Genomic DNA, 21,055 nt, shown 5'->3' with positions numbered 1-21,055 from the left:
GTTAGATAGGCTTCCCGCCCCTTCCGTTCCAACGCGGGGCCCGCATGCGAAATCCGGGCGGCTGCGCTGCGGGTTCCCGCGCCAAACGCGGGCCCCCGCATTCCTTCGCGCCGATCAGGGCAGATTGTAGACCTTGGCCAGATCCGGGTCCTTCTCGGCCACCAGCCGGGCGAGATCGACGATGACCTTGGCCTGCTTCCAGGTGGCGTCGTCCTGCATCTTGCCGTCGATCATCACCGCGCCGGTGCCGTCGGGCATCGCCTCGACGATGCGGGAGGCGAAGTTCACCTCCGCCGGATCGGGGGCGAACACGGTCTTGGCCAGCGCCACCTGGCTCGGATGCAGCGTCCAGGCGCCGGCGCATCCCATCAGGAAGGCGTTGCGGAACTGCACCTCGCAGGCGGCCGAATCCGAGAAGTCGCCGAAGGGGCCGTAGAAGGCCTTGATGCCGTTGGCCATGCAGGCATCGACCATCCGGGCGATGGTGTAGTGCCAGAGATCCTGCTGGGCGGAGGCGCGGGCCTCCTCGCCCTTGGGGTCGGAGAGGACGCGGTAATCCGGGTGGCCGCCGCCGACCCGGGTCGTCTTCATGCCGCGCGAGGCCGCCAGATCCGCCGGGCCGAGACTCATGCCGTGCATGCGGGGGGAGGCCGAGGCGATGGCGTCGACGTTGGCGACACCTTCCGCCGTCTCGAGGATGGCGTGGACGAGGATCGGCTTGGTGACGCCGTGGCGCGCCTCCAGCTGGGCCAGCAGCTGGTCGATGTAGTGGATGTCCCAGGGCCCCTCGACCTTGGGCACCATCACCACGTCGAGCCGGTCCCCGACCTCGGCGACGATGGTGAACAGGTCGTCGAGAATCCAGGGCGAGTTCAGGGCGTTGATGCGCGTCCACAGGCCGGTGCCGGAGGCCGCGAAATCGGTGGACCGGGCCATCTCGACGAAGCCCTTGCGCGCCGCCTCCTTCTGGTCGGCGGGAACCGCGTCCTCCAGGTTGCCGAGCACCACGTCGACGGTCTTGGCCAGCTCCGGCACCCGGGCGCGGACCTTGTCGTTGTGGGGCGGCACGAAGTGGATCATCCGCTCGAGCTTGATCGGCAGCTCGCGGAACGGCTCGGGCGCGCCCGCGGCGAGCGGCTGAAAGAAGCGGCGCGGAAGTTTCATCGGCTCTCGGTCTCCGGTCTGGTGTCTTGGTGTCTCTCCCAAAACTCCCGCCGGGCTTGCGTCGCCAGAGCGAGAGGCGTCGGTGACCGGGAGTTTCGTGAGGCACCCTTGACCCATCGGGTTAGAGCACCGCGCCCCCCGGCGTAAAGCCGACCTTGGTCGAGCCGGGCCGGAGCCGCGCGTCGCGCTCCGTGCGCTCGAACACTTTGCCCGCGCGACGGGAATTCAGGCGAGATCCCTGGGATACGCATGTTGGCGTATTGCGCCGGAACCGGGTTCGGAGGATGATCGACGGACGTCGCGAAGTCTTCGCCAAGAATTCGAGCGGACCGCCGGGTTCTGGAAGTATAGGCCCGGTCACCGAACGCGTCGGCAGGCAGGACAAAGCTTGCCCGGCGAAGGAACGGCGGCGCACGAACCGGGGGCGGGGGAACGGAACGGACTGCCGCGGCCCGTGTTTTTTGGGCGAGGCGGGCTGTCGAACACCGTCGGGAGACGTGCGTCGATGCCAAGACTGTTCAATCAACCGATCCTGCAACCGATCCTGCCCGACCCGGGACGCACGCGGCGCGCCGTGCCGAAGCATGGGCCGGGTCGCCATCCGGGCTGGGGCCGCACCCTGGCCCTCGCCACCCTCGCCCTCGGCCTGGCCGCCGGCCCCTCCCAGGGGGCGCTGGCCGCCGAGAAGGCGAGGAAGCCGGCCGACGAGCGGCCGAGCTACACCGCCGCCCAGGCCCTGACGGCGCGGCCCGAGGGCCTGCCGGCCTCGGTGCGCATCCCGGGCGACGACGCGACCGCCTTCCAGGCCCTGATCGACGGGGCGGCGCGGGCCTCCGATCCCTGGCTGGTGCTCTCCGGCGGCGGCGAGAACGGGGCCTTCGCCGCCGGCCTGCTGGCGGGCTGGAGCCAGCGCGGCGACCGACCGGATTTCGGCGTGATCACCGGCGTCTCGACCGGCGCCCTGATCGCGCCCTTCGCCTTCGTCGCGCCCGCACTCGGAGCCAGGGCCGACGCGGCGCTCAAGGAGAACTACACCGAGATCTCGGCCGCCGACGTGTTCGAGTTCGGCGCCACGCGGGATTCGCTCACCGACACGTGGCCGCTCAAGGAGCGGATCGCGCGCACGGTGACGCCCGACCTGCTCAAGGCGGTGGCGGCCGAGCACGCCAAGGGCCGCCGCCTGCTGATCGCCACGACCCAGGTCGACAGCGAGCGGCCGGTGCTGTGGGACATGGGCGCCATCGCCGCGCGCAGCGCCGCGACCGGCGACCCGCGGGCACTCGCCCTGTTCCGCGCCATCGTGCTCGCCTCCACGGCGGTGCCCGGCGTCTTCCCGCCGGTGGCGATCCCGGCCGAGCCCCAGGACGGCGCCAAGGATGGCGCCAAGGATAGCGCCAAGAACGGCGTCAAGGACGCTGCGAAGGGCGAGGGGAAGGGGGAAGCGAAGGCGAAGCCGTTCGAGGAGCTGCACGACGACGGCGGAGCCATGGCGCCGTTCTACCTCGCGCCGGCCGCCGCGCTGGAGGGCGAGACCCGGCTGCACCTGCCGACGAGCCGGGTCTACCTCGTCGTCAACAACCGGCTCGAGCCGGAATTCCAGATGGCCTCGCGCACGACGCTCTCCGTGCTCGGCCGCACCATGTCGGCGGCGATCAAGGCACAGACGCGTGCGGCGCTGGCCCTGACCAAGGCCTATGCCGGGCGCACCGGCCTCGACCTGCGGGTGGCGCTCATCGACGAGCGCTTCACCAAGACCTCGGACCGGCCGTTCGACCAGGGCTACATGCGGGCGCTGTTCGCCCACGGCGAAGCCCTGGCGCGCGAGGGCAGCGCCTTCACCCAGGCCCATCCCCCGGCCGCCGCCGCGGGCCGCGAGAACCGCCGCGCCTCCGAGCCGGCCGGCGCCGTCACCGCCTCGCGCTGACGGGCCTCGGCCGACCCGCCCGGCCGCGATGACGGCTCCCCGTCATCGCTTCACCGGCATCCCGCAACGACGATGGGGCCGTCTATCCCTCCTCCGCATCGGCCGGGGCGTAGACGGCCTCGCCCAGGCGCTTGAGCGGGCCGCCGGGCCCTGAGCGCTTCCAGAGCCGGGTGTTGAGCGCCGCCACCGGGTCCTGACCCGGCAGGGCGAAGCCCTGCTCTGCCAGCCGCGCCAGGATCTCGCTGGCGTGGAGCGGGCGGCCCGCCTCCTCCAGAACCGCCAGCGACGCCTCGATCACCGCCCGGCCGTAGCGGCGGGCCAGCACCGTCTCGGACAGGCCGGGCTCGGCCGGGGCGGGCTGCGCGACCGGCGGGCGGGACGGCGCCGGGGTGGCAGGCTCCGGCGGAGCGGGGGGAGCCTCCCGCCGGGGCGGAGGCGGGGCGGGGGGCGGCTCAGCGCTCTCCGGCGCCCGCGGCGCTGAGGGCCCGCCCAGGCGCCGCCCGAGATCGAGATAGAGAAGGAGCTCGGCGATCTGCCGGTCGATCGTCTCGCGCTCCCGGCGCAGCGCCTCCAGCCGCCCCAGGGCCTCGGCTTCCGACAGAACCATGCTCGGCTTTCCGGGTGGTCATTCCCTTCGAGGGAACGTTCTTCGGAATGGAGAATGCCGCGCCCCGGAACGGAGCGCAAGGAATTTCCATTCCCTGCTCTTCCGAAAGGTTCTTCCGTTTGAGGAGGATGGGCGCGGGGGCCGAGCCCGCGACAGGCTGCACCCCGATCGTCCGGAGCCCGTTCGAGCGCGATCGTCCCGTCCACCGCCTCATCCCGCGGTGCGAAGGATCGCGCAGCCCCGAAGGACCCTCCAACCGGCCGCGGCGATCCCTGGAGCATCCTCCGAGGCCGCCGACGCGGTACCTCAGACGGTTCCGGCTGATCGCTTTGGTCTCTTCCTTCGTCCTTGCGAGGCGAAGCCGTGCAATCCAGGGCTCCGCACTGTCCGGACAAGTCGCGCTCTGGGTCGCGTCGGCTCCGCCTCGCGATGACGGAGCGGGGCAAGGGCCGAGGCGATCAAACGGAGACGATATCAGGAGGCGGAAGTGGATGGGATGGGGCCGTGATGGGGAACGAGGGATCGCTTCATTCGCATGCACCGGCCGGCCCTGAAACCGGCGGGCTGTTCCGCGTCGAAGGAATGCGGCGCCTATTCCGAGTTCGCGACAATATTCCTTATCGGCCGCGCTGGGCTTTGGAACACGCCGACCCGTTCTTATGGAATATTCCCGACCCGTCGCCGGAAGCGACGCTCGTCAGCCGCGCGCCGCCGCACGGGCGGTGCGGGCGGCTTTGGGCGGCACCAGCAGGCTGCCGGGATCGGCCGGGTGCAGCAGCATGCCGCCCTCGTCGAGATCGATCCGCAGCCGCGGAAACACCTCCAGCAGGCCGGCCAGATCCGCCTTGAAGGCCTGGCGGAAGCTGCGCAGGCTGGCGTTCTCCGCCCCGAACTGGCGGTGCAGGTTGTCCCAGGTGAGCCGCAGGGGGCGCTGCAGGGCGCGCAGGCGGTAGCCGGTCCAGAACAGCAGGTCGAGCTTGCGCGCCGAGCCGGAGAAGGCGCGCGCCGCGCGAATATCGACGGGCAGGGCGTGGCGGATCAGGCTGTCGTAGAAATCCTGATGGAACGAGACGGTGCGCTGCCAGACCAGGCCGTCATCGCCCCGGCGCCAGAGTTCGAGCTGGCGGAAAGGGGGCACGTTGAGGGTCGAGGCCTGCCCCTCCCCGTCCCACAGGCCGATCTGCATCGAGCAGGCGGCGAGCCGATTGAGCTGTTCCTTGAAGGCGCCGATGGTGCCGCGCTCGCCGCCGGTGACGGCAAAGCCCATGGCCTTCATGAAGCCGGAGAGGCTGTCGGCGACCTCGATGACCGGGCTGCGCTGGCGCACCGCCTCGGTGCAGAGATGCAGCAGCACCAGCCGGGCCTTGGGGCCGTAGGGCAGGCCCTGCAGCTCCATCTCGCCGGTGACCGGGTTCTTCAGGCGCCCCGCCGAGAGGCTGAGCGAGTTGCGGCCGTACTCGCGCACGAAGTCGCGGGCCGCGCCCGGATCGCGGTAGGGCAGGCCGCACAGCGCCAGCACCGAATGCAGGTGCTGGAGGTTCTCCGGGGCCGTCGGCTCGTTCTCGATCACCTCGCGCACGGCGTCGCGGCGGCGGCGGTCGCGGCCCATGGCCTCGCGGGCCTCGGCCTGCGCGCCCTCCTGCGCCCGGGCGGCATCGCGCTCGCGCTGACGGAACAGCAGGTGCTCGACGATCGGCGCGAACAGGAATCCGCCCCGCGCCGCCTCCAGCTCCGCCCGCAGATCCGCGTCGCGGATCGCGGCGATCTTGGCCTCCAGCCCCGACATCGCCTCCCCTATCGCCTCCCGCTTCCGGAGCCCGGGGGCCGGTCGTGCTGCGTGCTGCCGTCCCGTGTCACGTCGCCTGTCTTTCCTCGAGCCCGGACTGTTCGGGCGGACGGGCCGCCGCGGGGCGGCCTGCCCGGTCCCCGCGCAATCCCCCGGGGCGCCAACCGATCTGTCACGATTCGGCTCCGCGGAGTCCCGAGGGCTTCCGAAGTTTTCCCGGGAATCCACGCTTCGCCGGGGCAGTCCTGCACAGGCGCGTGGTGCGGCCCGCCGGTTCGGGCGCGGCGGGCGGGCCGGGCCGGCACGCAGAATCCGATGCGCGCGCATCCCGCCCGGATCGGCCCGCGCAGAGTTCGATACGCCCCTCCCCCGCCGGCTTGTCCCCACGATCCACCGCGGGACGCGGTTCTGCACGCCGAATCCGGTACGGGCCTGCGCAGAATCCGATGCGCGAGGCTCCCTCCCGCGCGCAGACTCCGATGCACCGGCACGCAGAGTCGGATGCGCCGCCACGCAGAGTTGAATGCGCGAACAGGCCTCAAGCAACGGAGCAGAAAGAGGATTTTCCGTTCCCCTATAACTTGCCGAACTGACTCTCTGAGAATCCTTAACAGATAGCTTTCCTAAGGGATGTCGCGGTGCGTCCGCTAAAACGAACAGGCCTTGTTCGCTGGTTTTCAAAAGGAATGAAGGGAATTTTGCACAGCTTCACCCGCTTTTCCCCCTATCCGCCGGGCTCTGCGCAAGGCGCGGTGGAGCGTCTATGAGCGGGAGCGGCCCGGAACGGGCGAGCGGGCGTGAGGCGGGGAGCGATGGACGAGGCACCGATCGACAGGCTGCTGACGCTGATGGCGCGGTTGCGCGATCCGGAGCGGGGCTGCGCCTGGGACGTGCGGCAGACGCACGACAGCATCGTCCCCTACACGATCGAGGAGGCCTACGAGGTCGCCGACGCGGTCGAGCGCGGGGACCCGGAGGATCTGCGCGACGAACTCGGCGACCTGCTGCTCCAGGTCGTGTTCCAGGCCCGGATCGCGGAAGAGGCCGGCGCCTTCCGCTTCGACGACGTGGCGGAGGCGATCCGCGCCAAGCTGATCCGGCGCCACCCGCACGTGTTCGACGCTTCCGGCGCGTTCCTGCCCCCCGAGCGGCGCCCGACCGACCCCGAGGCGATCAAGGCGGCCTGGGACATCATCAAGGGGCAGGAACGGGCGCGGAAGGCCGCGGAGGGCCGCGCGTCCGGCAAGGCGGAGGCGGTGGGCCCGCTGGGCGGGGTGTCCCGCGCCCTCCCCGCTCTGGCCCGGGCCGACCGCATCTCGAAGCGCGCCGCCGCCGTCGGCTTCGACTGGGCGGATGCCGCCCAGGTGCTGGCCAAAGTGCGCGAGGAGACCGACGAGGTCGAGGAGAGCCTGAGAATGGGCGCGCCGGAGGCGGTGTTCGAGGAGATCGGCGACCTGCTGTTCTCGGTGGCCAACCTCGCCCGGCACGCGGGCGTCGATCCGGAAGAGGCCCTGCGCCGGGGCACCGCCAAGTTCGAGCGCCGCTTCACCGCCATGGCCGCCCGCCTCGCGGCCGGGGGGCAGGCACTGGACGCCGCCGCCCTCCCCGCCATGGAGGCGGCGTGGCAGGCGGTGAAGCGCGACGAGAAGGGCTGAGCTACGGGACGCGGCCGACGCGCAGGGCCAGCGGCCAGCGCACCGGCTTGGCCGCCTCGGGATCGCCCCAGACCCCGGCCAGGGCCGCGCGGAACGCCTCGACCGGAGCGCGGCCGACGGCCCGCTCGGCGGCCCGGACTGCCGACCACGTCTCGACGTAGCCGATCAGCTCCGCCAGCCTCCAGGCCACCGCGATGGCGAGCTGGGGCGCCTCCAGCGCCGCGAAGGGAAAGGGCAGGGCGCGGTAGCCGTCCTCGACGTGCCGGCGCTCGGCCGGCCAGTAGGGCGCGAGCGTGCCGTGGTGGAACTGTCCCAGCACCGCATCGGCGGTCGCATCCTCGATCCGCGGCACGCCGTAGCTGATCAGGGCGACCACGGCCCGCGGGCGGGCGACGCGGCGGGTCTCGGCGTAGAAGGCGTCGAGGTCGAACCAGTGGGCGGCCTGCGCCGCGGTGATCAGATCGACGCTGGCCCCCGGCAGGCCGCTGCGCTCGGCCGGGGCGAGGCGGTAGGCGATGCCGGGATGCGGGCTCGCGCCGCCGATCTGCGCGGCGCTGGCATCGGTGGCGACCACCCTCGCGAAGCGCTCGGCCAGGGTGAGGGAGAGCTGGCCGCTGCCGCAGCCCGCATCGAGGGCGAGGTCGCGGGCCGGGGCGGCGTCGGCGAGGAAGTCGGCCAGGGCTTGCGGGTAGCGCGGCCGGTGGGCGGCGTAGCCCGCGGCAGCGGTCGAGAAGTGGTCCTTGAAGGCCGGCATCGGCGCCAGCCTAGAGCGCATCCCTGCGAAGGGGAAACCGGTTCGTCAAAGAAGGCGCGTTGCAACGGGGATCGCGAGGCCCCGACCCGGTGCGCCCAAGTCGACGGCACGCGCAGGATCGGGGGCGCCGCTCACCGCTGCGCGCGGGGCTTGCCCTTCCCCGCCGGCTTGGCACCGAATGGTTTGGCACTTGGCGGCTTCGGCGCCAAGCGCTCGACGACCTGCTCGAGGGCGCGCTCGACCGCCGCCTGCTCGGGCCGAGGCTCCGCCTCGTCCGCCGCGCGGGATGGTCGGGTCGGGCTCGGATCACGACGCTTCGGCATGGACCGAGCCTAGACAGGTTCGTCGGCCCGGGACTACCGGACGCGACAAATTCAGCCCGATCGAACGTCGTTGTCCTCAGCGAAAACACATTCTTATTCTTACGAGATGCTTAACGTGCGACTGGTGCACGGCCACGCTACGACTGAATTAAGTTCCCCAGAATTACCCGCCGCCGCTTCTTCGTGCGGCCTTGAAGGGCCAGTCGACGACGTGCACGGCGTAGAGCGCCCACCACACCATGACCGGCTGCAGGGCGAGGCGGGGCCCGTGATACCACCACGTGTCGGGGATCGGCGGGACCGGGATGCCCTCGACCGCCTGCTTGATGTTGGCCGGGACCACGCAGACCGCGTAGAGCGCCAGCAGGATCCCGGCGAGGCGCCGCAGCCGCGGCACGAACAGCGCCAGCGCCCCCGCGATCTCGCAGAGACCCGTGGCGATCACCACGAGGCGCGGCTGCGGCACCCAGTCCGGCATGATCGGCAGGAAGCGGTCGGTGGCAGCGAGATGGACGACGCCGATGCCGCCGTAGAGGCCGATCAGGCCGAAGCGCAGCCAGCGGCGGTCGTCGCCCATCTCGAGAGGGCTCAGGCGGAGCGGTCGTCCTCGGCCTGCCGCTTGTCCTCGCCCGACTTCGTGTTGCCGCGCGCGGCCTCCTCGGCCTCGGTGCCGGCGCGCTCCATCGGACCCTGCTGCGACGTCAACCGGCCCGTCGCCGGGTCCTTGGGCGAGACCGCCGCCGTGTTGCTCTGGTCGCGCTGCTCGTTCGCCATCCATCCCTCGCCCGCTCGGTGATCGTAACGGGGCAACGTGCCGTGCGCCGGAGGGTTCGCTTTGCGCGCCCTCCCCTACACGGCGATGCCGTGCAGGTCGTAGGCGTCGGCCCGCTCGATCTTCACGGTGACGATGTCGCCGGGCCGCAGCGGGCGGCGCGAGGCGACGTGGACGCTGCCGTCGATCTCCGGCGCGTCGGCCTTGGAGCGGCCGCGGGCGCCGCTCGGGCCCGCCTCGTCGATGATGACGGACAAGCGCTTGCCCACCTTCGCGCGCTGCAAGCGCAGCGAGACGTGGCTCTGCGCCTCCATGAAGCGGCGCTTGCGCTCGGCCTTCACCTCCGGCGGCACCAGCAGGCCGAGATCGTTGGCGGGAGCGCCCTTCACCGGCTCGTACTCGAAGCAGCCGACCCGCTCGAGCCGCGCCTCGCGGATCCAGTCGAGCAGTTCCTCGAACTCGGCATCGGTCTCGCCGGGGAAGCCGACGATGAAGGTCGAGCGGATGGCGAGATCCGGGCAGATCTCGCGCCAGCGCCGGATGCGGTCGAGTTGGCGTTCCTGGTTGCCGGGCCGGCGCATCCGCTTGAGCACCGAGGGGCTGGCGTGCTGGAGCGGCATGTCGAGATAGGGAAGGATCTTGCCCTCGGCCATCAGCGGGATGACCTCGTCGACATGCGGGTAGGGGTAGACGTAGTGCAGCCGTACCCAGGCCCCGAGCTCCCCGAGCGCTGATGCCAGATCGTAGAAGCGCGCGCGCACCTCCCGGTCCCGCCACGGGCTCGTGGCGTAGCGGGTGTCGACGCCGTAGGCCGAGGTGTCCTGCGAGACGACGAGCAGTTCCTTCACGCCGGCCTTCACCAGCTTTTCCGCCTCGCGCAGCACGTCGCCCGCCGGGCGGCTGACGAGATCGCCGCGCAATGAGGGGATGATGCAGAAGGTGCAGCGGTTGTTGCAGCCCTCGGAAATCTTCAGATAGGCGTAGTGGCGCGGGGTGAGCTTGACGCCCTGGGGCGGGATCAGGTCGAGGAAGGGGTCGTGGGCGGGCGGCACCGCCTCGTGCACGGCGGCGACCACCGATTCGTAGGCCTGGGGGCCGGTGACGGCGAGCAGGTTCGGGTACTTCTCGCGGATCTCGTCGGGCTGCGCGCCCATGCAGCCGGTCACGATCACCCGGCCGTTCTCGGCCATGGCCTCGCCGATCGCGGCGAGCGACTCGGCCTTGGCAGAATCGAGGAAGCCGCAGGTGTTGACGATCACCACGTCCGCCCCGTCGTGGCGGCGGCTCAACTCGTAGCCCTCCGCGCGCAGATGGGTGAGGATGCGCTCGGAATCGACGAGCGCCTTGGGGCAGCCCAGCGACACGAAGGAGATCCGCGGCGCGGCGGCGCCCTTGGTGTCCGAGGGGGAGGCGGTTGCGGTCATGACGGCCCGTTGGGGGCGGCGCTTCCGGATCGGAGGCCCGCGCGTCCTGCATCGATGGCGGTGGATGGGCCGATATAACCGCATCGTGGCGCGGTTGCGAGCGTGGCCGGCGGGATCTTCAGAAGCCGAGTTCGGCATGCGAGCCGAGGCGCACCAGCTGGATCGTTTCCGCGCCGACGAGCCGATATATCAGCACCAGATCCGGCCTCACGTGGCAGTCGCGATGGTCGGCCCAGTTGCCGGTGAGCGCATGGTCGCGCAGGCGTGCCGCGAGGGGGCGATCCGCGGCCAGCTCCGTCAGCACCGCCGTCAGCTCGGTCTGGAGGATGGCCCCGTGCCGACCCTTCATCTCCCGCTTATAGTCACGCTTGAACTGCGTCGTGCGTTCAAGCGTCCGCATCGAGATCGGCCATCAGCGCACCGACGCTGGCGAAGCCCGGCAGGTTGCCGGATCGCGCCTCGCGCATGGCCGCGACGGTCGTCTCGTTGGGCAACAAGGGCTCGAAGGGAAGCGCTTTCTCGCGCGCTACGCGCACGAGCATCATGCGAACCGCATCCGATACGGTCAGACCCATCGCCCGGAGGACGATCGTGGCCTCTTCCTTGGTGTGGGCATCGATCCGCGCCTGGATCAACGGCTTGGTCGGCATGAGTGGTCCTCGATCTGCACGACAATGTCATACAGCCTGGAACGAGATACAAGGGATCGTACGGTGTGGGATACCGACGGCCGGTCACGACGCGGTCCTGTCGCACGCCGCCCGCTTATCCAGGGAGGGGCACTCCCGATGGTCCGTTCGAATGGGAGTTCCAGGCCCGAGGTTGAGTCACTGCACCGTCAGGCACTCGCCAATCACCCGAGTCCCGATACCGCCACTTTTGGATTCCAAAAATTTACAATCAAAAGAATGGCTTAAATTACATTTTTGAGAGAATGGATCAACCTCCCGCCGGCCCTCGCGCATACCCCTCCCGCAGGTCCGGAAGGCGGGGGCGATTGACGGGAGCGCGCCGCGCGCCCTTGGTTAAACCCGAACGAGCGCCGCACGAGGCATGACGGCCGAGCCCATGGTCTGGACCCGCGAGATTCCCTACACCGACCCGGTCGCGGCCGCCGCGCGGCTCGCCCGGCTGCCCGGACTCGCCTTCCTCGACAGCGCCATGCAGCACGACACGCTGGGCCGCGTCTCGGTGCTGGCCGCCGAGCCGTTCGCGCGGTTCCGGTATCGCGACGGCCGCGCCACGCTGGACGGACGGGAGATCCCCGGCCCCCCGCTCGCCGCCCTGCGGGCCTGCCTCGCGCCCTACCGCCTCGCGCCGCGGGCCGACCTGCCGGCCTTTCCCGGGGCGGCGATCGGCTACTTCGCTTACGATCTCGGCGCGAGCCTGGAGCGGGTCGCGGCCCCGGCCCGCCGGGCGGGGCTCACCGACGACGCTGCCTTCAACCTCTACGACACGCTGCTCGCCGTGGATCACGGGCGCCGCACCTGCCTGCTGATTTCGACCGGCTTTCCCGAGACCGACCCGGCCGCGCGGGAGCGGCGGGCCGGGGAGCGGCTCGAGCGCTTCGCGGCGCTGCTGGCCGACGCGCCCGAGCCGGTGCCCGCCTGGGTCGGAGTGCCGCTCGCATGGCGCTCGAACTTCTCGCGCGAAGCCTATGAAATCGCTGTCGAAAGGGTTCGTGATTACATCCGTGCCGGCGACATCTATCAGGCCAACATCGCCCAGCGCTTCGCCGCCGACCTGCCGCCCGGCTTCGACCCCTTCGCATTCTATCGCCGGCTGCGCGCCACCAACCCGGCGACCTTCGGCGCCTATCTCGCCTTCGACGGTCTCGCCGTCGCCTCCTCCTCGCCCGAGCGCTTCCTGAAGCTGGAGGGCCGGGCGGTCGAGACCCGGCCGATCAAGGGTACGGTGCGCCGCGATCCCGATCCGGCCCGCGACGCCGCGGTCGCCGCCGCGCTCCAGGCCAACCCGAAGGAGCGGGCCGAGAACATCATGATCGTGGACCTGCTGCGCAACGACCTCTCGCGGGTCTGCGAGCCGGGCAGCGTGCGGGTGCCGACCTTGTGCGGGGTGGAATCCTATGCCGGCATCCACCATCTCGTCTCGGTGGTGACCGGCACGCTCCGGGAGGGGGCGGACGCCCTCGACCTCATCGAGAAGACATTCCCCGGCGGCTCGATCACCGGCGCGCCGAAGCTCAGGGCCATGGACATCATCACCGAGATCGAGACGGATGCGCGCGAGCTCTATTGCGGGGCGATCGGCGCGCTCGGCTTCGACGGATCGCTCGACACCTCGATCGCGATCCGCACCGTGTTCATGGACGGAGCCCAGGCCGTGCTCCAGGCCGGCGGGGGCGTGACGCTGCTCTCCGAGCCCGGCCCCGAATACGAGGAGACGCTGACCAAGGCGGCGCGCGTCTTCGCGGCCTTCGGGGAGGAGGCGCCATGATCCTCGTCGTCGACAACTACGATTCCTTCGTCTTCAACGTGGTGCGCTACTTCGAGGAACTCGGCGAAGGGGTCGAGGTCGTGCGCAACGACGCGCTGGACGTTGCCGGCATCCGCGCGCTGAAGCCCGAGGCGGTGGTGATCTCCCCCGGCCCGTGTACGCCGCAGGAGGCGGGCGTCAGCCTGCCCGCGATCCGCGAACTCTCGGGCGAGGTGCCGATCCTCGGGGTCTGCCTCGGGCATCAGGCGATCGGCGCGGCCTTCGGCGGCCGGGTCGAGCGGGCAGGCCGCCCGCTCCACGGCCACGCCACGCCGATCCGCCACGAGGGTGCAGGGCTGTTCTCGGGGTTGCCGCAGCCGATGCAGGTCGGGCGCTACCACTCGCTGATCGTGGCGCCGACGCCGGAGATGGAGCGACAGCTCGCGGTCGATGCCGTCTCGGCGGAAGGCGAGGTGATGGCGCTCTCCCACCGCGCGCATCCGACCTGGGGCATCCAGTTCCACCCGGAATCGGTGCTGACCGAGAACGGCCACGCCCTGTTCGCCAACTTCCTCAAGGGCGCCCGCGCGTGGCGGGCGGATCGCGACCCGGCGCGCACGAGAAGGCCCGCCGATGCTGTGGTCTGACGGGCGGCTGGTCGAAGGCGGCACCCTGCCCTTCGCCATGGGCGACCGCGGCCTGCTGCTCGGCGACGGCGTGTTCGACACGGCGCTCGCGCTCCAGGGCCGGGTCGCCTTCGAGGCGGCCCATGTCGACCGCCTCGCCGCCGCCGCGGCGGCGCTCGGCTTCCCCGTGGACCGGGCGCGCATCGTCGCGGCGATGCAGGCGCTCGCGGGCGCGGTCCCGCTCGCGGCGATCCGCACCACCCTCACCCGCGGCCCCGGCCCCCGCGGGCTGGCCCCGCCGCCGGAGCCGACGCCCTTCCTGTTCGGCAGCGTCGCGCCCGCGCGGGCCGGGCTGTTCTTCGCGCCCCTGCGGCTCATCCTCACGCCGATCGCCCGCAACGAGACCTCGCCGGCCGCCCGCCTCAAGACGCTGGGCTATCTCGACGCGGTGCTCGCCGCCCGGGAGGCGCAGGCGCAGGGCTTCGACGAGGCGCTGTTCCTCAACACCAAGGGCCGCGTGGCCTGCGCCGGCACCGGCACCGTCTTCGCCGTCTTCCCGAATGCGATCGTGACCCCACCCTCCGAGGAGGGCGTGCTGCCGGGCATCGTCCGGGCCGAGATTCTGACGAAGATCGCGCCCGCGCTCGGCCTGGCGATCGCGGAGCGCCCTCTCCCGCCCTCCGAGCTGGAGGCCGCGGAGGCCTTGTTCGTGACGAACTCCCTGCGCCTGCTCGCGCCGGTGACGGCGCTCGGTGCCCGGGCCTACGACAGCGCCGGGCACGGAACCGTCCGGCGCCTCTGCGCGGCCCTGCGGGCGGCGGTGGCGGAGTCGTGTGGGGTCGGGCCGGAGGCGCTCGACCCGTAGTCCGGCCCTCAGCCGAGCGCCGTGCTGGCGATGCGCCCGACGCCCGCGCGCTCCATGGCCGCCCAGGCCCGCGCCAGCGAGCCGTCGAGATCGATCCCCCGCACGGCATCCTCGACCACGACGACCTCAAGCCCGGCCTCGCGGGCGTCGAGGGCGCTCCAGAGCACGCAGAAATCGGTGGCGAGGCCGGCCAGGAACAGGCGGGTCAGGCCGCGTTCGGCGAGATAGCCGGCGAGCCCCGTGCGGGTCCGCCCGTCGGCCTCGAGGAAGGCCGAGTAGCTGTCGATGCCGGGATGGTAGCCCTTGCGGATCACCAGTTCGGCCCGGTCCGTCTCCAAGCCCTCGGCCAGCGCGGCGCCGGGCGTGCCCTGCACGCAATGCTCCGGCCAGAGCACCTGCTCGCCGTAGTGCAGCAGCGTCGTCTCGTAGGGAGACTTGCCCGCATGGCTTGCGTGGAACGAGGCGTGGCCGGGCGGGTGCCAATCCTGGGTGAGGATGACGTGGGGCAGGCGCGCCGCCAGCCGGTTGATCGGCGCGATCACCGCATCGCCTTCCGGCACGGCCAGCGCTCCGCCAGGCAGAAAATCGTTCTGCACGTCGATGACGAGCAGAACGTCGTGTTCGGTCGGCTTCATCGCGAGATCCAGGGTTCCGAGGGACCCAGTCCCTCGGCGGGTCCGGGCGGAGCCCGGAATCCTTTGGTCCTAGGATACGAGGATCACGGCGTCATCACCGTCGCGCCCGTCGTCTGCCGCCCAGCGAGATCGCGATGGACCTGGGCCGCGTCGGCGAGTTTGGCCCGGGCGTGGACCGGGATCTTCACCGCGCCGCTCGCCACGACCTCGAACAGCTCGGCGGCATTGGCGTCGAGGCTTTCGCGGGTGGCGATGTGGGTGAAGAGCGTGGGCCTCGTGGCGTAGAGCGAGCCCTTGGCGGCGAGGATGCCGATGTCGAAGGCCTCGATCGCCCCCGAGGACGAGCCGAAGCTCGCGAAGATGCCGAAGGGCGAGAGACAGTCGAGGGAGGCGGGGAAGGTCGCCTTGCCGACGCCGTCATAGACCACCGGCACGCCCTTCCCGCCCGTGATCTCGCGCACGCGGGCGGCAAAGTCCTCGTCGCGGTAGAGGATGACGTGGTCGCAGCCGTGTTCGCGCGCCAGCTCCGCCTTCTCCTCCGAGCCCACGGTGCCGATCACGGTGGCGCCGAGATGCTTGGCCCATTGCGTGGCGATGAGCCCGACGCCGCCGGCGGCGGCGTGGAACAGGATCGTGTCGCCGGGCTGGACCCGGTAGGTCCGGCGCAGCAGGTACTGCGCGGTCAGCCCTTTCAGCATCATCGCCGCGGCGGTCTCGTCGGAGATCGCGTCGGGCACGTGGACGACGCCCTTGGTGTCCACCACGACTTCCTCGGCATAGGTGCCGGTGGCGCCGGCATAGGCCACGCGCTCGCCGAGGCGGAAGTCGGTCACGCCCTCGCCCAGGGCATCGACCACGCCCGCGCCCTCCTTGCCGAGGGTGAAGGGGAGCGAGGGGGCCTTGTAGGCGCCGGAGCGGAAGTAGATGTCGATGAAGTTGACGCCGATGGCGGTCTGCCGGACGCGGATCTGCCCCGGACCCGGCTGGGGCGAGGGCACGTCCTCGTAGACCATCGCCTCCGGCCCGCCATAGGCGTGCACCCGGATTGCCTTCGGCATCGCATCCTCCTCGTCATTCCCGAACAGGACGCGAGATATCGGCCCGGCGAGCGCAGGCAAGGGGTCGGACGCCGCCCTCCGACGAATGCGTGCGCCCTATCCCTCGCGCACGGCGAGCCGCATGCCGGTGCCGGACAGGCAGCGGCGGATGCGGGTGTCGAGTTCCGGCGTCAGCGCCCGAACGTGGACGTGCAGGGTGCCGGTATCGTCGGGATGCATGACGAGCCGGTAGTGCAGGCCCTCATCCTCCATCTGGCGCAGCAGGTTGCTGCTGGCCGTCGTCATCGCCGTGATGTGCTGCTCGATCAGCTCCGGACGCATCACCCGCGCTCGCCCTCCCCGCCGGCCTCGTCGTCCAGCCCCTGCGCCGGATGCGGGTGCTCGCTGCCGTCCTGCGGCTTGCGCGTGTGCTCGACGGGCGGAAACAGCCGGGCGAGGCCCTGGGCGACGCCCGAAAGGACGGAATCGAAGGACGAATCGAACCGCGCCGGTTCGGCCTCGGGCCGCGTGGTGATGAAGTTCTTCATGTGATGAGACGCCCCCCGGACGCCGATGGACGATGTGAATCTTGGAACCCCGCGACGAGACCGCGCAGCCTCCAACATAGGTCGCCAATGCCGGAGGATCGATTTGGTTTCACGTCAGACGGCCCGGGATCTTATCTTTCAGGGCGAACGCTCGGAGCCATCACCCTGATTTCCCCGCCGGCCCCGAGGCGCCGTCGCACCCCTGCGCGGGCTCGGGCTCCGAGCGAACGGCCGGCCCGCCCTCTCGGTCGCACTTGACCCCGCCGCGCTCCCGCCTCTGTAGGAACGGTGGAGCCCCGCATCCTCTCGGCGGCGGCCCGAAGGAGCTTCCCGCCGTGACGGTCCCGGTGCCGACATCTCCCCCGCGCGCGCATCCCGCCGGCCCGCCGCCCCGCTTCGAGGTGGCGGTGGTGGGAGCGGGCGCCGCCGGGCTCGCCGCGGCCCTGGCGCTCGCCCGCGACGGCGTGGAGACCGCCCTCGTCGGGCGCCACGCGCCGGTCGCGGACGGGCGCACCGTGGCCCTGCTCGACGGCTCGGTGCGCTTCCTGCGGGTGCTCGGCGCCTGGGACGAGATCGCGCCGCACGCCGCGCCGCTGGCCGAACTCCAGATCGTCGACGACACCGGCAGCCTGTTCCGTCCGCCGCCCGCCCGCTTCTCGGCCTCCGAGATCGGCCTCGACGCCTTCGGCTGGAACGTCGAGAGCGCCCGCCTCGTCGAGACCCTGCGCCGGCAGGCCCGCACCACGCCGGGCCTGACGCTGTTCGAGGCGGATTCGGCCGGGATGCACCGGGCGGACGGGGCCGCCGCGCTGGCGCTGGAGGACGGGCGCGGCCTGGAGGCGCGGCTCGTCGTCGGCGCCGATGGCGGGCGCTCGCCCCTGCGGACGGCCGCGTCCCTGCGCACCCGCGAATGGTCCTACCCGCAGGCGGCGCTCACCACCCTGCTCGCCCATGACCGGCCGCACCGGGACATCTCCACCGAGTTCCACACCCGCAACGGGCCCTTCACCCTGGTCCCCCTGCCCGGCGGCCACCGCTCCAGCCTCGTCTGGGTGACCGCCGAGCGGGCGGCCAAGCGCCTCTCGGGCCTCGACGACGCGGCCCTGGCCGCGGCGGTGGAGCATCAGGCCCGCTCGATGTTGGGAGCCATGCGGATCGACGGTCCCCGCGGGCTCGTGCCGATGCGCGGCCTCTCGGTGGCGAATCCGGTGGCCGAGCGCCTCGCCCTGATCGGCGAGGCCGCCCACGTCTTCCCGCCGATCGGGGCGCAGGGGCTGAATCTCGGCCTGCGCGACGCCGCCGCCCTGCGGGACGCGGTCTTCTCCGCCCGTGAGGCGAACCGGGATCCGGGGGCCCCGGCCTCGCTGGCGGGGTTCGCCCGGACGCGGAGCGTAGATGCGCGCCTGCGGGGCACGGCGGTCGACTGGCTCAACCGCTCGCTGCTCACGGGCCTGCTGCCGGTCGATGCCCTGCGGGGCCTCGGCCTCGTGGCGCTCGGCGCCATCCCGCCCCTGCGGCGCCTCGTCATGCGCGAGGGCGTGCAGCCGCGGCTGGGGGCGCCGCAGCTCATGCGCTGATTCCTTGGACTCGTCGCTGGGCCGGCCCGGCGGGCGGACGGCCAAGGCGCGAAGATTCCTACAGAAAATCGCCGTAGAGATCGACGGTCGTGAAGCCGCGCGGGCTCAGGCGCTCCGCCAGAACCCGGCGGTGACAGCGGGCGGGGTCGCGCTCGAAGCAGAGCAGGCAGATCGGCTGGCGCGCGGCCAGTTCGGCCAGGGCGTCGAGGGCGAGCCCGCCATCGGCGGTGTCGAGCACCTCCTCGCAGTAGATCCGCCGCATCAGCCCGGCATCGTGGGCGCGGGCCGCCTCGCGGCCGGATTTCGGGGTGCCGAGGCTGCGAAAGTGCTCGTAGCCGAGGCCGGCTTCGGCCAGCCCCGCCTTCAGCGCGCCCTTGGAGAAGCCGCGCTTGCGCGAATTGGCCACCGCCCGCACATCGGCGAGGACGGTGACGCCGGCTTCCTTGAGCGCGCCGTGCAGACGGTCCGGCGACAGGCCTTCGTAGCCGATGGTGAACAGAGTCTTGCTCATGATCGTCCCGGACGAAACATCAGGTTTTCCAGTCTCTTGAAGCCGCGCCGCACGGCCGCCGGAGGCCGCCGCGGGCGCTCATGTGCCTGTGGCGCAACGCCTTCCGGAATTCTGCCGCAATGCCAGCAAAGCTCTGTTAACCCCGCAACAGGCATCGAATACCCATTGAAGTCGCACGCGAGAAGTGGCGGGCCATCGATGTCGCAGGACACCGGGTTTTCCTCGAACCCCGCACGAACCCTCTCGGCGCCCCGCGCCTGGCTGAAGCGCGGGCTCGCCGCGCTGCTCGTATCCGGGCTCGCGGCCTGCGCCTCGCAGAACGACTTCTATCCCACCAAGGGCGACGTGAAGCCCCATCCCGGCGTGGCGCGGGCCAAGAGCCACCCGATCCAGGGCATCGACATCTCGAAGTGGCAGGGGCCGATCAACTGGGCCTCGGTCAAGGCTGCGGGCACGCAGTTCGCCTTCATCAAGGCGACGGAGGGCGGCGACCACGTGGACGAGCGCTTCCGCGAGAACTGGGACGGGGCGGGCCGGGCCGGGGTGCCGCGGGGCGCCTATCACTTCGTGTTCTGGTGCCGCTCGGCCGAGGACCAGATGGCCTGGTTCAAGCGCAACGTGCCGAACGATCCGACCGCCCTGCCCCCGGTGCTCGACGTGGAGTGGAACGGCCATTCGGCCAAGTGCCCGAAGAAGCTGCCCAAGGCTCAGGCGCTGTCGATGATCCGTTACATGCTGGATGAAATGGAGGCCTATACCGGCAAGCGGCCGATCATCTATACGGACATCACCTTCCACAAGGACGTGCTGGAAGACGAGCTGCCCGATTACCCCCACTGGGTCCGCTCCACCGCGGCCGAGCCCGAGCAGCGCTACGCCAACCGCAAGTGGATGCTCTGGCAGTTCACCTCGACCGGGCGCGTGCCCGGCGTGCGCGGCGACGTCGACCGCAACGCCTTCTACGGCAGCCCGACCGAGTGGGCCTCGTTCCTGGCCACCGATTGCGATCCGCGCGAGCACCGGCGCCTGTCCGGCCAGGGTCTCTGCACCGGCAAGTAGGATCGGCAAGTAGGACCGTCCTGCCGGCGCGGGTGCCGGCGGGACGGCCTTTGCGAAGCGTCCGGTCGCGGACGGTTCGCGCTGCGAGGGTGCCGATGAAGCGGACGTTTCGCGAGCGGCACCAAGGCTCAATCGGCTACTGCCAAGTTGAGCGTAACTTATGTTGTGTTGCTTTTTCGGCCCGTCTTCGTAAAGGCGGGAGCGAGACGCGCGGCTGATCCGAATTTTTTCGTATCCCGCCCTGCTTGTGTCTACTTGTGGACAGACGGGCGCGGGAGCTTTGCGATAGGGACCGCTCCACCGACACGACGGATCTTGAGCCTTACATGCCTTCGGCCCTTGAGCGCTGCTTCGAAGGCAACCTGCTCCTGAACTGCCTGAATCCCGAGGACCGCCGCCGCCTTCTGCCCGATCTGGAGCGGATCGAGTACAAGCGCGGCGAGACGCTGTTCGCCGCCGGCCGCGAGGTGGACTTCATCAGCTTCCCCCTCGACCAGACCGTGGTCACCCTGGTGATCTCGATGATCGACGGGCGCAGCGCCGAGACCGCCACGATCGGCCGCGAGGGCGCGGTGGGGGGCGTGGTCAGCAACGGCGGCCTGCCCGCCTCGACCCACGCCCTGATCCAGATCGCCGGCCCGGTCCTGCGGATGGATTCGGCGCGCCTCCAGGAGGCCAAACGCCAGTCCGAGTCCCTGCGCAACCTGTTCACGCGCTACTCCGACTGCCTGCTCGCGCAGGTGCTGCAATCGGTCGCCTGCAACGCCCTGCACCCGATCGAGGAGCGCTGCCTGCGCTGGCTGCTGACCCTGCAGGACCGGCTCGACAGCAACGTGCTGCCGATCACCCAGGAATCCCTGGCCGCGATGCTCGGCGTGCAGCGCACCTATCTGACCCGCATCCTGCGGATGCTCCAGCAGCAGGGCCTGATCGAGGTCGGGCGCGGACGCATCACGGTCCTCAACCGTCCGGTGATCGAGGAAGTCGCCTGCGAGTGCCATGCCAGCGTCCGGCGCCATTTCGAGACCGTGCTCGGCGCGATCTACGGCCCGAACGGGCGCCTCGTCGCGATCGAGCCGCCCGGTTAAGCCCGTGTCCGCGCTCCCCGAGACCGGCCGACGCTCCCGTTCCGATGTGCCCCGGCGCGCGACGGCGTCTTTCCCTTCCGCCACGCGCGCTTTAGGCATTCTCTCGTCACGGCCGTTCCAGCAGGCGTTTCGCGTGCCTCACGAAACTCCCCCCGCTCCGGGAGTCCTCACGCCGGCACCGATGGCGGGATCGGCCGCTCCTGCGCGCCGTCCCGTCCGGACGAGGTCCGCGCCGCGCGCCCGCTCAGGCAACGCGACCGGCTG

Annotated in this window: 22 protein-coding genes; 8 read left to right on the top strand and 14 right to left on the bottom strand. The window is 71.2% G+C overall.

What is annotated here, in order from left to right; translation table 11 throughout:
- Positions 1-114 precede the first annotated feature (114 nt).
- The gene (locus ACPCJR_RS07690) at positions 115-1,164 is read right to left on the bottom strand and encodes an HpcH/HpaI aldolase/citrate lyase family protein (RefSeq protein ID WP_391511289.1); all 1,050 of its coding nucleotides are present in this window, start codon (positions 1,162-1,164) and stop codon (positions 115-117) included.
- A gap of 505 nt (positions 1,165-1,669) precedes the next feature.
- Between ACPCJR_RS07690 and ACPCJR_RS07685 the strand changes: the two genes are divergently transcribed.
- A complete protein-coding gene (locus ACPCJR_RS07685; protein ID WP_391511290.1) occupies positions 1,670-3,088 on the top strand; it encodes a patatin-like phospholipase family protein in 1,419 nt (472 codons plus the stop codon).
- Positions 3,089-3,170: 82 nt separating this feature from the next.
- On the opposite strand, the gene ACPCJR_RS07680 is transcribed toward ACPCJR_RS07685, so the two are convergent.
- Positions 3,171-3,695, bottom strand: coding sequence for a hypothetical protein (locus ACPCJR_RS07680; RefSeq protein ID WP_391511291.1), 525 nt, complete (start codon positions 3,693-3,695; stop codon positions 3,171-3,173).
- A gap of 697 nt (positions 3,696-4,392) precedes the next feature.
- Positions 4,393-5,481 carry a replication protein RepA gene (locus ACPCJR_RS07675; RefSeq protein WP_391511292.1) on the bottom strand — a complete coding sequence of 363 codons (1,089 nt, stop codon included), beginning with the start codon at positions 5,479-5,481 and terminating at the stop codon, positions 4,393-4,395.
- 812 nt (positions 5,482-6,293) lie between these two features.
- Here ACPCJR_RS07675 and mazG point away from each other — a divergent pair.
- Positions 6,294-7,136 (top strand): nucleoside triphosphate pyrophosphohydrolase, encoded by an 843-nt coding sequence (mazG, locus tag ACPCJR_RS07670; RefSeq protein ID WP_391511293.1) that lies wholly within the window; start codon positions 6,294-6,296, stop codon positions 7,134-7,136.
- Between the two features lies 1 nt (position 7,137).
- Here the strand turns inward: mazG and ACPCJR_RS07665 are convergent, their stop codons facing one another.
- The 6 genes from ACPCJR_RS07665 to ACPCJR_RS07640 form a co-directional block, all read right to left on the bottom strand.
- The gene (locus tag ACPCJR_RS07665) at positions 7,138-7,890 is read right to left on the bottom strand and encodes a class I SAM-dependent methyltransferase (protein WP_391511294.1); all 753 of its coding nucleotides are present in this window, start codon (positions 7,888-7,890) and stop codon (positions 7,138-7,140) included.
- Positions 7,891-8,376: 486 nt separating this feature from the next.
- Complete coding sequence (locus ACPCJR_RS07660; protein ID WP_391511295.1) at positions 8,377-8,790, bottom strand: DoxX family protein; 414 nt, start codon at positions 8,788-8,790, stop codon at positions 8,377-8,379.
- An 11-nt stretch (positions 8,791-8,801) separates the two neighbouring features.
- Entirely contained in the window at positions 8,802-8,987 is a 186-nt protein-coding gene (locus tag ACPCJR_RS07655; protein ID WP_391511296.1) for a hypothetical protein, read from the bottom strand.
- Between the two features lie 75 nt (positions 8,988-9,062).
- On the bottom strand, positions 9,063-10,409 hold the full coding sequence (rimO, locus tag ACPCJR_RS07650; RefSeq protein WP_391511297.1) for a 30S ribosomal protein S12 methylthiotransferase RimO: 1,347 nt from the start codon (positions 10,407-10,409) through the stop codon (positions 9,063-9,065).
- Between the two features lie 118 nt (positions 10,410-10,527).
- A complete protein-coding gene (locus ACPCJR_RS07645; RefSeq protein WP_391511298.1) occupies positions 10,528-10,809 on the bottom strand; it encodes a type II toxin-antitoxin system YafQ family toxin in 282 nt (93 codons plus the stop codon).
- Positions 10,796-11,059, bottom strand: coding sequence for a type II toxin-antitoxin system RelB/DinJ family antitoxin (locus ACPCJR_RS07640; protein ID WP_391511299.1), 264 nt, complete (start codon positions 11,057-11,059; stop codon positions 10,796-10,798). The genes ACPCJR_RS07645 and ACPCJR_RS07640 overlap by 14 nt, the downstream gene beginning before the upstream one ends.
- 403 nt (positions 11,060-11,462) lie before the next feature.
- Between ACPCJR_RS07640 and pabB the strand changes: the two genes are divergently transcribed.
- Genes pabB through ACPCJR_RS07625 form a run of 3 tightly spaced genes read left to right on the top strand, consistent with a single transcriptional unit; the run spans position 11,463 to position 14,336 of the window.
- Entirely contained in the window at positions 11,463-12,866 is a 1,404-nt protein-coding gene (pabB, locus tag ACPCJR_RS07635; protein WP_391511300.1) for an aminodeoxychorismate synthase component I, read from the top strand.
- Entirely contained in the window at positions 12,863-13,492 is a 630-nt protein-coding gene (locus ACPCJR_RS07630) for an anthranilate synthase component II (protein ID WP_391511301.1), read from the top strand. The genes pabB and ACPCJR_RS07630 overlap by 4 nt, the downstream gene beginning before the upstream one ends.
- On the top strand, positions 13,479-14,336 hold the full coding sequence (locus tag ACPCJR_RS07625) for an aminodeoxychorismate lyase (protein ID WP_391511302.1): 858 nt from the start codon (positions 13,479-13,481) through the stop codon (positions 14,334-14,336). Before ACPCJR_RS07630 ends, ACPCJR_RS07625 begins: the two co-directional genes overlap by 14 nt.
- Positions 14,337-14,344: 8 nt before the next feature.
- On the opposite strand, the gene pncA is transcribed toward ACPCJR_RS07625, so the two are convergent.
- From pncA to ACPCJR_RS07605, 4 genes are all read right to left on the bottom strand, one after another.
- Positions 14,345-14,971: a bifunctional nicotinamidase/pyrazinamidase gene (gene pncA / locus ACPCJR_RS07620; RefSeq protein ID WP_391511303.1), complete on the bottom strand. Its 627-nt coding sequence runs from the start codon at positions 14,969-14,971 to the stop codon at positions 14,345-14,347.
- A gap of 83 nt (positions 14,972-15,054) precedes the next feature.
- Positions 15,055-16,029 carry a quinone oxidoreductase family protein gene (locus ACPCJR_RS07615; RefSeq protein ID WP_110352267.1) on the bottom strand — a complete coding sequence of 325 codons (975 nt, stop codon included), beginning with the start codon at positions 16,027-16,029 and terminating at the stop codon, positions 15,055-15,057.
- A gap of 96 nt (positions 16,030-16,125) precedes the next feature.
- On the bottom strand, positions 16,126-16,350 hold the full coding sequence (locus ACPCJR_RS07610; protein ID WP_391511304.1) for a hypothetical protein: 225 nt from the start codon (positions 16,348-16,350) through the stop codon (positions 16,126-16,128).
- Positions 16,350-16,556: a hypothetical protein gene (locus tag ACPCJR_RS07605; protein WP_391511305.1), complete on the bottom strand. Its 207-nt coding sequence runs from the start codon at positions 16,554-16,556 to the stop codon at positions 16,350-16,352. The genes ACPCJR_RS07610 and ACPCJR_RS07605 overlap by 1 nt, the downstream gene beginning before the upstream one ends.
- Positions 16,557-16,891: 335 nt before the next feature.
- Here ACPCJR_RS07605 and ACPCJR_RS07600 point away from each other — a divergent pair, with 335 nt between their 5' ends.
- Positions 16,892-18,133 carry an FAD-dependent monooxygenase gene (locus tag ACPCJR_RS07600; RefSeq protein WP_391511306.1) on the top strand — a complete coding sequence of 414 codons (1,242 nt, stop codon included), beginning with the start codon at positions 16,892-16,894 and terminating at the stop codon, positions 18,131-18,133.
- 58 nt (positions 18,134-18,191) lie between these two features.
- On the opposite strand, the gene ACPCJR_RS07595 is transcribed toward ACPCJR_RS07600, so the two are convergent.
- On the bottom strand, positions 18,192-18,644 hold the full coding sequence (locus ACPCJR_RS07595) for a DUF488 domain-containing protein (RefSeq protein WP_331287428.1): 453 nt from the start codon (positions 18,642-18,644) through the stop codon (positions 18,192-18,194).
- A gap of 198 nt (positions 18,645-18,842) precedes the next feature.
- On the opposite strand from ACPCJR_RS07595, the gene ACPCJR_RS07590 reads away from it, so the two are divergent.
- Both ACPCJR_RS07590 and ACPCJR_RS07585 read left to right on the top strand, forming a co-directional pair.
- Positions 18,843-19,703 carry a glycoside hydrolase family 25 protein gene (locus ACPCJR_RS07590; RefSeq protein ID WP_391511307.1) on the top strand — a complete coding sequence of 287 codons (861 nt, stop codon included), beginning with the start codon at positions 18,843-18,845 and terminating at the stop codon, positions 19,701-19,703.
- A 326-nt stretch (positions 19,704-20,029) separates the two neighbouring features.
- A complete protein-coding gene (locus ACPCJR_RS07585) occupies positions 20,030-20,791 on the top strand; it encodes a Crp/Fnr family transcriptional regulator (protein ID WP_391511308.1) in 762 nt (253 codons plus the stop codon).
- Positions 20,792-21,055: the final 264 nt, after the last annotated feature.

It is taken from the genome of Methylobacterium sp. NPDC097929 (assembly GCF_049543375.1).
Classification (GTDB): domain Bacteria; phylum Pseudomonadota; class Alphaproteobacteria; order Rhizobiales; family Beijerinckiaceae; genus Methylobacterium.
The sequence above is the reverse complement of the archived record's forward strand: the minus strand, read 5'-3'. Positions and strand labels throughout refer to the sequence as shown.

Bases quoted from the DNA above. Each gene is read 5' to 3' on its own strand.
- ACPCJR_RS07690 (WP_391511289.1), bottom strand. From the start codon at position 1,164: ATGAAACTTCCGCGCCGCTTCTTTCAGCCGCTCGCCGCGGGCGCGCCC.
- ACPCJR_RS07685 (WP_391511290.1), top strand. From the start codon at position 1,670: ATGCCAAGACTGTTCAATCAACCGATCCTGCAACCGATCCTGCCCGAC.
- ACPCJR_RS07680 (WP_391511291.1), bottom strand. From the start codon at position 3,695: ATGGTTCTGTCGGAAGCCGAGGCCCTGGGGCGGCTGGAGGCGCTGCGC.
- ACPCJR_RS07675 (WP_391511292.1), bottom strand. From the start codon at position 5,481: ATGTCGGGGCTGGAGGCCAAGATCGCCGCGATCCGCGACGCGGATCTG.
- mazG (WP_391511293.1), top strand. From the start codon at position 6,294: ATGGACGAGGCACCGATCGACAGGCTGCTGACGCTGATGGCGCGGTTG.
- ACPCJR_RS07665 (WP_391511294.1), bottom strand. From the start codon at position 7,890: ATGCCGGCCTTCAAGGACCACTTCTCGACCGCTGCCGCGGGCTACGCC.
- ACPCJR_RS07660 (WP_391511295.1), bottom strand. From the start codon at position 8,790: ATGGGCGACGACCGCCGCTGGCTGCGCTTCGGCCTGATCGGCCTCTAC.
- ACPCJR_RS07655 (WP_391511296.1), bottom strand. From the start codon at position 8,987: ATGGCGAACGAGCAGCGCGACCAGAGCAACACGGCGGCGGTCTCGCCC.
- rimO (WP_391511297.1), bottom strand. From the start codon at position 10,409: ATGACCGCAACCGCCTCCCCCTCGGACACCAAGGGCGCCGCCGCGCCG.
- ACPCJR_RS07645 (WP_391511298.1), bottom strand. From the start codon at position 10,809: ATGCGGACGCTTGAACGCACGACGCAGTTCAAGCGTGACTATAAGCGG.
- ACPCJR_RS07640 (WP_391511299.1), bottom strand. From the start codon at position 11,059: ATGCCGACCAAGCCGTTGATCCAGGCGCGGATCGATGCCCACACCAAG.
- pabB (WP_391511300.1), top strand. From the start codon at position 11,463: ATGACGGCCGAGCCCATGGTCTGGACCCGCGAGATTCCCTACACCGAC.
- ACPCJR_RS07630 (WP_391511301.1), top strand. From the start codon at position 12,863: ATGATCCTCGTCGTCGACAACTACGATTCCTTCGTCTTCAACGTGGTG.
- ACPCJR_RS07625 (WP_391511302.1), top strand. From the start codon at position 13,479: ATGCTGTGGTCTGACGGGCGGCTGGTCGAAGGCGGCACCCTGCCCTTC.
- pncA (WP_391511303.1), bottom strand. From the start codon at position 14,971: ATGAAGCCGACCGAACACGACGTTCTGCTCGTCATCGACGTGCAGAAC.
- ACPCJR_RS07615 (WP_110352267.1), bottom strand. From the start codon at position 16,029: ATGCCGAAGGCAATCCGGGTGCACGCCTATGGCGGGCCGGAGGCGATG.
- ACPCJR_RS07610 (WP_391511304.1), bottom strand. From the start codon at position 16,350: ATGCGTCCGGAGCTGATCGAGCAGCACATCACGGCGATGACGACGGCC.
- ACPCJR_RS07605 (WP_391511305.1), bottom strand. From the start codon at position 16,556: ATGAAGAACTTCATCACCACGCGGCCCGAGGCCGAACCGGCGCGGTTC.
- ACPCJR_RS07595 (WP_331287428.1), bottom strand. From the start codon at position 18,644: ATGAGCAAGACTCTGTTCACCATCGGCTACGAAGGCCTGTCGCCGGAC.
- ACPCJR_RS07590 (WP_391511307.1), top strand. From the start codon at position 18,843: ATGTCGCAGGACACCGGGTTTTCCTCGAACCCCGCACGAACCCTCTCG.
- ACPCJR_RS07585 (WP_391511308.1), top strand. From the start codon at position 20,030: ATGCCTTCGGCCCTTGAGCGCTGCTTCGAAGGCAACCTGCTCCTGAAC.